Raw genomic sequence first — 10,086 nt, 5'->3', positions numbered from 1 at the left:
GTGGCCGTGTTCGACAAGAATGAAGAAGAGAGAATTCAAACTTTCTCTCTCTACCTGCACCATCTTTTCCAATCCTCTTGGCACTCTGGCTCGCGCCGGTCTCTGGCTTGTGATCTGCTGTGCGGCTGGATTTCGGGTTTTTGCTCGCGCCGGGTGGCAGTTTTGTGCGACGGAACCAGCGGGGCCGCGCGTTGAACAAGATCGCACGGCGGCCGGCACTTGCTGTCACTGTGGGGCAAACAGGGGAACATGATGGCGGGCAGCGCAGACGAGATTTCACGGACACTCGCCGCGGGGCGGGGGCGGCGTCGGTTGCCGTGGTGGGGGTGGGTGCTGGGGCTGGTCGCGCTGGCGCTTGCGGGCTGGGCGCTCTGGTCAGCGCAGACGGGCGAGAGCAAGGTCCGCTATGTCACCGAGGTCGTCGCCCGTGGCCCGATGACCGTGGTCGTCACCGCCACCGGCACCGTGCAGCCGACGACGCAGGTCGATATCTCGTCGGAACTGTCGGGCACGATTTCCGCCGTCGAGGTTGACTACAACGACACCGTCGCAGTCGGGCAGGTGCTGGCGCGGCTGGATGACACGAAACTACGGGCGCAGCTTGCCAATGCCCGCGCGTCGTTAACGGCGGCGACCGCGCGGGTGGCACAGGCCGAAGCGTCGCTGCGCGAGGCCGAGGCAAATTTTGAGACCGCGCAGGCACTGGATCAGCGCGGCGTTTCTTCGCATCAAAGCTTCATCGCCGCGCGGGCCGTCCATGACCGGGCGCGCGCCGCGCTGGATGTGGCGCGCGCCGATGCCACCTTGGCCGCCGCCAATCTGGAGATGCAGGAGGCCGATCTGGCCAAGGCCACGATACGGTCGCCCATTCTTGGGGTGGTGCTGGACCGGGAGGCCGACGCGGGGCAGATCGTGGCGTCGTCGCTCTCGGCGCCGGTGCTGTTTGTTCTGGCCGAGGATCTGGCGCAGATGGAACTGCTGGTTGATATCGACGAGGCCGACATTGGCCGTGTGCAGGTGGGCAACACCGCCTCCTTCACCGTCGAGGCGCATAGCGGGCGGGTGTTTCCTGCGGTGCTGACCGCGGTGCGCTATGCGCCCGAAACCACCGATGGCGTTGTGACCTACAAGGCGGAATTGAGCGTGGACAACGCCGATCTGGCGCTGCGGCCGGGGATGACGGCAACTGCCTCGATCATCGTGGCGCAGGCAGAGGATGCGTTGCAGGTGCCCAATGCCGCGCTGCGCTTTGCGCCGCCACAGGTGGTGCAGCGCAACGGCGGTGGCAGTGGTCTGCTGGGGCTGATCATGCCGGCCCGTCCGGGGGCCAGCGCCGGTCAGGCTGCGGCGGCGCGCAGCCTTTGGGTGCTGCGTGATGGCGTGGCCGCCGAGATCACGGTGGAAACCGGCGACAGCGACGGGCGCAACACTATCATCCTTGCGGGCGATCTGGCCGCGGGCGATCTGGTCATCACCGACCAGTCCGGGGCCGAATAAGATGACCGCCCCGCTTGCCTCTGATCCCGGCCCGCCGCTGATCGAATTGCGCGGCATTTGCCGCCACTATGGCACGGGCGAGGCTTTGGTGCGCGCGCTGGATCAGGTCGATCTGATCATCCGCCGCGGCGAGTTCGTGGCGATCATGGGGCCGTCGGGGTCGGGCAAATCGACCGCGATGAACATCATCGGATGCCTCGACCGGCCAAGCGCGGGGCATTATCTGTTCAACGGGGTCGAGATTGCCGATCTGACGCAGGATCAGCGCGCGCTGCTGCGGCGGCATTATCTGGGCTTTGTCTTTCAGGGCTTCAACCTGCTGGCCCGCACCTCGGCGCTGGAAAACGTGGAACTTCCGCTGATCTACAAGGGCGTTCCGCGGCTGGAACGCGAGGCGCGGGCGCGCGCGGCGCTGGCCAAGGTGGGGCTGGAGGGGCGCGAACACCACGACCCGTCGCAACTGTCGGGCGGCCAGCAGCAGCGTGTGGCGATTGCCCGCGCGCTGGTGGGCGCGCCGATGGTTCTGTTGGCCGACGAGCCGACTGGCAACCTGGATACCCACCGCTCGCAAGAGATCATGGAGGTGCTGACCCGCCTGAACCGTGACGACGGCATCACCATTGTCATGGTCACGCATGAGGAAGACATGGCCGCCCATGCCAGCCGCCTGGTGACCTTTGTCGATGGTCATGTGGCTCAGGACAAGATGCAAACGGAAAGGGCGCGCTGATGCTGTGGGAAGCTGTCCGACTGGCTCTGCGTGCGATCCGGCGCAACGTGCTTCGGTCGTTCCTGACCGTTCTGGGGGTGGTGATCGGGGTTGCGGCGGTGATCGCCATGGTGACAGTGGGGCAGGGGTCTTCGGCGCAGGTCAGGGCCGATGTGGAAAGTCTTGGCACCAATGTGCTGGTGCTGCGTCCGGGCAAGCGGATGATGGGCCCTTCGGCCACCCGCGACGTATCGCCTGCCTTCACACTGCGTGATGTGGATGCGCTGCGCGGCTTGCCGGTGGCGGCAGCGGTTGCGCCCACGGCCTCGTCAAGCCTGACGGCGGTTTATGGTAACGCCAATGCCACCACGACTGTGACCGGCACCGATTCGCAGTATTTCGCGGTCAGCGTCTGGCCGTTCGTGCGCGGCCGCAGCTTTACCGAGGCTGAGGAAAGGGGCGGCAGCGCCGTGTGCATTCTGGGTGAAACCGTGCGTCAGACGCTGTTTGGAAACACCGACCCGACGGGCGAACAGATCCGGCTGCGCAACGTGTCATGTCAGGTCATCGGCCTGCTGGAGGCCAAGGGCGCCTCCAGCTTTGGGTCTGATCAGGATGATATCGTAATGATCCCGATCCGCGCGCTGCATCGCAGGGTTGTCGGCAACAGCGATGTGGCCAGCATCTCGATTGCGCTGGCAGGCGGCGTTTCGAGCGAGCGCGGCATCCGCGAGATCGAGGCGCTGATGCGCGAACGCCGCCGCATCGGCGCGGATCAGGAAGACAATTTCTCGGTCACCGACATGAAGCAGATATCGTCCATGTTGACTGGCATCAGCAACGTGCTGGCTGGTCTGTTGTCATCGGTTGCCGCCGTCAGCCTGCTGGTAGGTGGCATTGGCATCATGAACATCATGCTGGTATCGGTCACCGAACGCACCCGCGAAATCGGTATCCGGCTGGCGGTGGGGGCCGAGGCGCGGCAGGTGCTGACACAGTTTCTGGTCGAGGCGGTTGTGCTGTCGTTGATCGGCGGCGTGATCGGCATTGCGCTTGGGCTGGGGCTGGCTGTGGTGGGGGCGCGGGTGATGGCGATTCCCTTCATCCCCGATCCGCTGGTGATCTTGCTGGCCTTTGCCTTTTCGGCGCTGGTGGGGGTGGTCTTCGGCTATTTCCCCGCTCGCCGCGCCGCCCGGCTCGACCCGATCGAGGCGCTGCGGTATCAGTAGTGCACCGGCGGCCCCGTCCTACCCCCGCGCAATGGCCGCGCGCGGCAGGTCTGACAGAACCTCGGCCCTGTCCGCCCGCAGGATTACCACCTCTTCCAGCCGCAGGCCAAACCGGCCCGGCAGGTAGATGCCCGGTTCGATGGAAAAGACCATCCCCTCCTCCAGCACGGTTTCGGCGGTGGCGGTGATATAGGGGCTTTCGTGGATGTCGATGCCCAGCCCGTGCCCGGTGCGGTGCAGGAAGTTGGCCCCAAAGCCTGCGGCTGCGATCACGCCGCGGGCTGCAGCATCCACATCGCGGGCCCGTGCGCCGGGGCGGGCGGCGGCAATGGCGGCCTGCACTGCGGCATCGACGATGGCGTGAATGTCGGCAAACCCTTCGGGCGCCGTGCCAAAGTGACCTACCCGCGTCATGTCGGATGGATAGCCCTTCATCCGGCTGCCGATATCGACCAGCACCGCCATGCCCGGCGTCAGCCGCGTTTCGCCGCTGTGGTGGTGCGGAAAGGCGCCGTTCGCGCCAAAGCAGACGCTGGAAAATTCAGCCCGTGCGCCATGCGCCCGGTAATGGGCGTGGATTACCTCGGCCAGTTCGGTTTCGGTGATGCCGGGGCGCAGCGCGTCAAAGGCCGCGATCATCGCGGCATCGTTCAGCACCGCGTTTTCCTTCAGCACCGCATATTCCTCGGGGCCCTTGCGGGCGCGCAGCCAGCCTATGGTATCACCCAGAAAAGCCCGGCGCGCGCCGGGAATGGCATCCAGAAGCAGCAGCGCAAAATCGGCGCGCATGGTTTCATCCAGCGCCACGCGGGCGCCCGGCCCCAGGCCGAAATCTGCCAGCATCGAGGCCAGCGCGCCCTGCGGGCCGACCTCGTCGGTCCAGGTCCAGAACGGCAGATCAGTGCCCTTGCGCACCGCATCTGCATTGAGCGCAGGCATCAGAAACCCTGCCCGGTCGGCGCTGACAAGCTGCATCACCGGGCGTTCATCGCCATGCGGCGACAACCCCGCCAGCCACAGCATGTTGGAGGTCGGCCCCACCGCCACCAGATCGGTGCCGGTTTCGGCCATGCGCGCGCGCAGGCGGGCGAGACGGTCTTGGGTCATTCTGTCCTCGGTTCTGGCGCCGTGAGCCGGCCCGGCAGGGCCGACACACAACAGGTCTCAGGCAGGCTGCGCGGCCTTGCGCGCCAGCCGCGCGCGGATTGCAGCAACGTCTGTCACCGGCGTCGCGGCAAACAGGGTGCGCGTGTAGGGGTGCTGGGGCGCCGAAAATACTGCATCGCGGCTGCCACGTTCGACCACCTCGCCCTTGAACATCACCATCACATCGTCGGCGATGTAGCGGACCACCGACAGGTCATGGCTGATGAAGACATAGGTCAGGTCGAACTCGTCCTGCAGGTCGGCCAGCAGGTTCAGCACCTGTGCCTGAACCGACAGGTCCAGCGCCGAGACGGGTTCATCCAGCACCAGCAGCTTGGGGTTCAGCATCAGCGCGCGCGCAATCGCGATGCGCTGGCGCTGCCCGCCGGAAAACATGTGCGGATAGCGGTTGAAGTGTTCGGGCAGCAGCCCGACCTTGGTCAGCATCGCCATGGCCCGGTCGCGTCGCTCGGATGCGGAGGCGTCGGTGTTCAGCAAAAGCGGCTCCATCAGCACGTCGCCCACCTTCTGGCGCGGATTGAGCGAGCCATAGGGGTTCTGAAACACGATCTGCACGGTGGATCGCAGCGCCTTGGTCATCTTTTGCCGGGCGATATCGACCGGCTTGCCCTCGATCAGCAACTGCCCCGAGGTTGCCGGGTCGATCAGCGTGATGATGCGCGCCAGCGTAGACTTGCCGCAGCCCGATTCCCCGACGATCGCCAGCGTCTTGCCGCGTTCCACCGCAAAATCGACGCCACGCACGGCGTGAACCGTGCGCGCCTTGCCAAACAGGCCGCCACCCATGTGATAGTCGCGCGTGATGGCGCGGCCCTCGATCACGATCTCGGTCATGCCGTGCCCTCCGCCGCCATGAAGTCCGACACAGTGGGCAGCCGCTCACCCGTGGCATGTTCGGGCAGGGCCGACAGAAGCGCGCGGGTATAGGGGTGCCTGGGCGACTCGAACAGGGTCAGCACGTCGGCTTCTTCCATCTTGCGGCCCTTGTATTGCACCACCACACGGTCGGCAGTTTCGGCCACCACACCCATGTCGTGGGTGATCATGATCAGCCCCATGCCGTGTTCGACCTGCAATCGCACCAGCAGATCCAGGATCTGCTTCTGGATCGTCACATCCAGCGCGGTTGTGGGTTCGTCCGCGATCAGCAGCTTGGGGTTGCAGGCCAGCGCAATGGCGATCATCACGCGCTGGCACTGGCCACCCGACATCTGGTGGGGATAGCTTTTCAGCCGTTCGGCCGGGTCGGGGATGCCCACGTCGGTGAACAGCTCCACCGCCCGCGCCCGCGCGGCCTTGCGGCTCATGCCAAGGTTCAGCCGCAGCACCTCTTCGATCTGGTAGCCCACGGTGAAACAGGGGTTCAGGCTTGCCATCGGTTCCTGAAAGATCATTGTGATCTGCCGACCGATGATCTGGCGGCGCTCGCGGTCTGTCATCGCCAGCAGGTCGTGCCCGTCAAAGCGCATCACATCGGCGGTGACGGTGGCGGTGTCGGGCAAAAGCCCCATCACCGCCAGCATCGACACCGACTTGCCCGAGCCGGATTCGCCCACGATCGCCAAGACCTCGCGCGGGGCCACCGTCAGGTCGATGCCGTCAACCGCCTTGAACGGCCCGGCGGCTGTGTCAAAGCTGACGGTCAGGTTGCGGATTTCAAGAAGCGGTGCCATCTCAGCTCCTCTTCATCTTGGGGTCGAGCGCATCGCGCAGCCCGTCGCCCATCAGGTTGATCGACAAGACGGTGATCAGAATCGCAAGGCCGGGGAAGGTGACGACCCACCACGCGCGCAGGATGAATTCGCGCGCCTCGGCCAGCATCGTGCCCCATTCCGGCGTGGGTGGCTGCGCGCCCATCCCCAGAAAGCCCAGCGCCGCCGCATCAAGGATTGCGGTCGAAAACGACAGCGTGCCCTGCACGATCAGGGGGGCCAGGCAATTGGGCAGGATCGTGCGAAACATCAGCCGCAGCTTGCCCGCCCCTGCCACCCGCGCAGCCATCACATATTCGCGGTTCTTTTCGCCCAGCACGGCGGCGCGGGTCAGGCGCGCGAAATGCGGCTGCAACACGATCGCAATGGCGATCATCGCATTGGTCAGGCCGGGGCCCAGAATGGCCACCAGCACCAGCGCCAGCAGCAGCGAGGGGAAGGCAAGGATCACATCCATCACCCGCATGATGACGGTATCGACCCAGCCCCCGAAGAACCCGGCGACAAGGCCGATCACAATGCCGCCCACCAGGGCGATGGTGACCACGATCAGCCCGATGAACAGCGAATAGCGCGCGCCGTAGATCAGTCGTGAAAGGATGTCGCGCCCGATTGCATCGGTGCCCAGAAGGTAGCTGGAACTGCCGCCCTCTTGCCAGACCGGCGGCATCAGCAGCGCATCGCGATATTGTGTGGTGGGGCCATGCGGCGCGATCAGCGGCGCCAGAAGGGCCACCAGAACAAGGACCGCAAAGACCCAAAGCCCGATCACGGCACCGCGGTTTTCACGGAAGTAGAACCAGAATTCGGCCAGCACCTGGCGGCGGCTTCCGGGTTCTGTGGTGGAAATGCTGGTCATGGGCAGCCCTCAGCTATGCCGGATGCGGGGGTTGATGAACCCATACATCAGGTCCACGAGCAGGTTCACGATCATCACGATGCCCGCGATCAGCAGCAACCCGCCCTGCACCACCGGGTAATCACGGCGCGAAATGGAATCGACCATCCATTTGCCGATGCCCGGCCATGAAAAGATCGTCTCGGTCAGGATCGCGCCCGCCAGCAGCACGCCAACCTGAAGCCCGATCGTGGTGATCACCGGGATCATGGCGTTGCGCAGTGCATGGATGCCCACGACGCGGGCGCGCGACAGCCCCTTGGCGCGGGCGGTGCGCACATAATCCTCGCCCAGAACCTCCAGCATGGCGCTGCGCGTCTGTCGCGCGATCACCGCCAGCGGGATCGTGGCCAGCACCACCGAGGGCAGGATCAGATGCGACACCGCCGAGCGGAAGGCCCCTTTCTCGCCCGACATCAGGCTGTCGAACAGCATGAAGCCGGTGGCATTGGGGAAGTAATACAGCAGCGAGATGCGGCCTGACACCGGCGTCCATTGCAGGATGCCGGAAAACAGGATGATCAGCAGCAGGCCCCACCAGAAGATCGGCATCGAATAGCCCACCAGCGCCGTGGTCATCGTGGCCTGATCGAACCACGAGCCGCGCTTGATGGCGGCCAGCACCCCCACCGGAATGCCGATCAGCGTGGCAATGACGATTGCGCATAGACCCAGTTCGACCGTCGCCGGGAACAGGGTCAGAAATTCGGTCAGCACCGGTTTCTTGGTGACGAGGGAATTGCCAAAGTCGCCCTGGAACAGGCGGCCGATGAATTCCAGATATTGCTGCCAGATCGGCCGGTCAAAGCCGAACTGGGCCATCAGTTGCTCATAGCGTTCGGGCGTGATGCCGCGCTCGCCTGCCATCAGCAGGACAGGATCGCCGGGCAGCACGCGAACAAAGCCAAAGGCCACGATGGTGATGCCCAGGAAGGTGGGGATCAGCCAGGCCAGCTTGCCGAGAAGGAATTTGATCATGGGGAAAACCACGCGGGCGCGCAGGGGGTGCCCCGCGCGCCCGGCCAGAAGTTTAAGGGATTATTCGACGATATCCACGTTGTCGAACTGGTGCGACCCAAGCGGGCTCATGACATAGCCCTGCACTTTGGTCGACATCGGCATGAACACGGTCGAGTGGCCCAGCGTTGCCCAGGGCGCCTGATCCTTGAAGATCACCTGCGCCTGTTCATAGAGCTTGGTCCGCTCGGCCTGGTCCGAGGTGGCCTTGGCCTGCGTCAGCAGCGCCGAGAATTCCTCGTTGCACCAATGCGCACGGTTCGCGCCACCTTCGCCCGCCGCGGCGCAGGACAGCAGCACCCCCATGAAGTTGTCGGGGTCGCCGTTGTCGCCCGTCCAGCCCAGGATCACCGCGCCGTCGCGGTTCATCTCGGTCGATTTCTTGAGGTATTCGCCCCATTCATAGGACACGATTTCCACATTGACGCCGATCTTGGAGAAATCCTCCTGGATCAGTTCGGCGGTGCGGCGGGCGTTGGGCATGTAGGGCCGCTGCACCGGCATCGCCCAGACCTTCATCGACAGGTCTTTCACGCCGGCCTCGTCCAGCATCGCCTTGGCTGCGGCCGGATCGTAGGCGTCATCCACCACGGCGTCATTATAGCTCCACATCGTCGGCGGGATCGGGTTCTTGGCCAACTGGCCCGAGCCCTGATAGACCGCGTCGATGATGGCCTGCTTGTTGATTGCCATGTTCAGCGCCTTGCGGACCTTGGGGTTGTCGAAGGGCGCCATGGTCGCGTTATAGGCCAGATAGGCCACGTTCAGCCCGGCTTGTTCCATCACGGTGATGTTTGCGTCGGCCTTCAGCCCCTCGATATCGGCGGGTGCCGGATAGGGCATCACATGGCATTCGCCGGCCTTCAGTTTTTGCACGCGCACCGCCGGATCGGTGGTGATGGCAAACACCAGCGTGTCGATCTTGGGACGTTCGCCCCAATAGTCGTCGTTGGCGGCGTAGCGGATGACGGCGTCTTTCTGATAGGCCACGAACTTGAACGGCCCGGTGCCGACCGGCAGGTTGTTCAGGTCTTCCTTGCGGCCCTCGGCTTCCAGCTTGTCGGCATATTCCTTGGAGACGATCGAGGCGAAATCCATCCCCAGATTGGCCATGAAGGGGGCCTCGGGGCGGGTCAGCACGAATTTCACGGTCAGGTCGTCAACCTTGACGATCTCCTTGATCAGCGTGCTCATCTCCATCGAGTTGTAGTATTCGTAGCTGACACCGGCCACATACTGGTTCCACGGGTGGTTGGCATCGCCCTGGCGCATGAACGAAAAGATCACGTCATCGGCGTTCATGTCGCGCGTGGGCGCAAAGAATTCGGTCGTGTGGAACTTGACGCCGGGGCGCAGCTTGAAGGTGTATTCCAGCCCGTCGGCCGACACTTCCCAGCTTTCGGCAAGGCCGGGGATGATGTTGGTGGTGCCCTTCTCAAACTCCACCAGACGGTTGAACACCGGGCGCGAGGTTGCGTCGAAGGTGGTGCCCGAGGTGTAGGGCGCGGGGTCGAAGCCCTCGGGCGAGCCTTCCGAGCAGTAGACCAGGGTTTTCGCCTGGGCCGCACCGGCCAGCATCATGACCAGCGCCGAGGTGGCGAGAAGCGTCGATTTGAACGTCACTTTCATGCTCCTTGTCGTAAGATGGCCGACGGCTTTGCCCGCCGTGCCGATCCAACGAAACTACCGCAAGGCACCCAAAGCGCAAGCGGCGCGAAACAGATGGCCCGGTGCGGCGCGCTGGAAACAAGGCTGAGCCGGACTGCTCAGATGGCCTGAAATTCAACCTTGTCAGATGGTTGCGGGCTGCAACTCGGTCGCCCTGCGGGGCTGATGACGTGGCGGAAATTTTGACCT

General features: G+C 64.5%; 10 protein-coding genes. 4 read left to right on the top strand and 6 right to left on the bottom strand.

Translation table 11 applies throughout. From position 1 onward, the window contains the following. The 4 genes from C5F46_RS16895 to C5F46_RS10590 all read left to right on the top strand — a co-directional run. Nucleotides 1-195, top strand: a 195-nt coding sequence (locus tag C5F46_RS16895) for a hypothetical protein (protein WP_210202999.1), incomplete at its 5' end; no start/stop codon positions are given. Between the two features lie 57 nt (nt 196-252). Further along, nucleotides 253-1,497 carry an efflux RND transporter periplasmic adaptor subunit gene (locus tag C5F46_RS10600; RefSeq protein WP_107325327.1) on the top strand — a complete coding sequence of 415 codons (1,245 nt, stop codon included), beginning with the start codon at nt 253-255 and terminating at the stop codon, nt 1,495-1,497. 1 nt (nt 1,498) lies between these two features. Further along, nucleotides 1,499-2,227 carry an ABC transporter ATP-binding protein gene (locus C5F46_RS10595; RefSeq protein ID WP_107325323.1) on the top strand — a complete coding sequence of 243 codons (729 nt, stop codon included), beginning with the start codon at nt 1,499-1,501 and terminating at the stop codon, nt 2,225-2,227. Then, a complete protein-coding gene (locus tag C5F46_RS10590) occupies nt 2,227-3,435 on the top strand; it encodes an ABC transporter permease (protein ID WP_107325322.1) in 1,209 nt (402 codons plus the stop codon). Before C5F46_RS10595 ends, C5F46_RS10590 begins: the two co-directional genes overlap by 1 nt. An 18-nt stretch (nt 3,436-3,453) precedes the next feature. On the opposite strand, the gene C5F46_RS10585 is transcribed toward C5F46_RS10590, so the two are convergent. Genes C5F46_RS10585 through C5F46_RS10560 form a run of 6 tightly spaced genes read right to left on the bottom strand, consistent with a single transcriptional unit; the run spans nt 3,454 to nt 9,858 of the window. After that, entirely contained in the window at nt 3,454-4,542 is a 1,089-nt protein-coding gene (locus C5F46_RS10585; protein ID WP_107325321.1) for a M24 family metallopeptidase, read from the bottom strand. A 57-nt stretch (nt 4,543-4,599) separates the two neighbouring features. After that, a complete protein-coding gene (locus C5F46_RS10580) occupies nt 4,600-5,436 on the bottom strand; it encodes an ABC transporter ATP-binding protein (protein ID WP_107325320.1) in 837 nt (278 codons plus the stop codon). Then, nucleotides 5,433-6,275, bottom strand: coding sequence for an ABC transporter ATP-binding protein (locus C5F46_RS10575; RefSeq protein ID WP_107325319.1), 843 nt, complete (start codon nt 6,273-6,275; stop codon nt 5,433-5,435). Before C5F46_RS10575 ends, C5F46_RS10580 begins: the two co-directional genes overlap by 4 nt. Before the next feature lies 1 nt (nt 6,276). Continuing rightward, the gene (locus C5F46_RS10570) at nt 6,277-7,173 is read right to left on the bottom strand and encodes an ABC transporter permease subunit (RefSeq protein WP_107325318.1); all 897 of its coding nucleotides are present in this window, start codon (nt 7,171-7,173) and stop codon (nt 6,277-6,279) included. A gap of 9 nt (nt 7,174-7,182) precedes the next feature. After that, a complete protein-coding gene (locus C5F46_RS10565; protein WP_107325317.1) occupies nt 7,183-8,190 on the bottom strand; it encodes an ABC transporter permease subunit in 1,008 nt (335 codons plus the stop codon). Between the two features lie 60 nt (nt 8,191-8,250). Further along, on the bottom strand, nt 8,251-9,858 hold the full coding sequence (locus C5F46_RS10560; protein ID WP_107325316.1) for an ABC transporter substrate-binding protein: 1,608 nt from the start codon (nt 9,856-9,858) through the stop codon (nt 8,251-8,253). Nucleotides 9,859-10,086: the final 228 nt, after the last annotated feature.

Origin of the sequence: Phaeovulum veldkampii DSM 11550 (assembly GCF_003034995.1) — a bacterium.
Lineage (GTDB): Bacteria > Pseudomonadota > Alphaproteobacteria > Rhodobacterales > Rhodobacteraceae > Phaeovulum > Phaeovulum veldkampii.
This window is presented reverse-complemented; position numbering and strand designations above follow the sequence as displayed.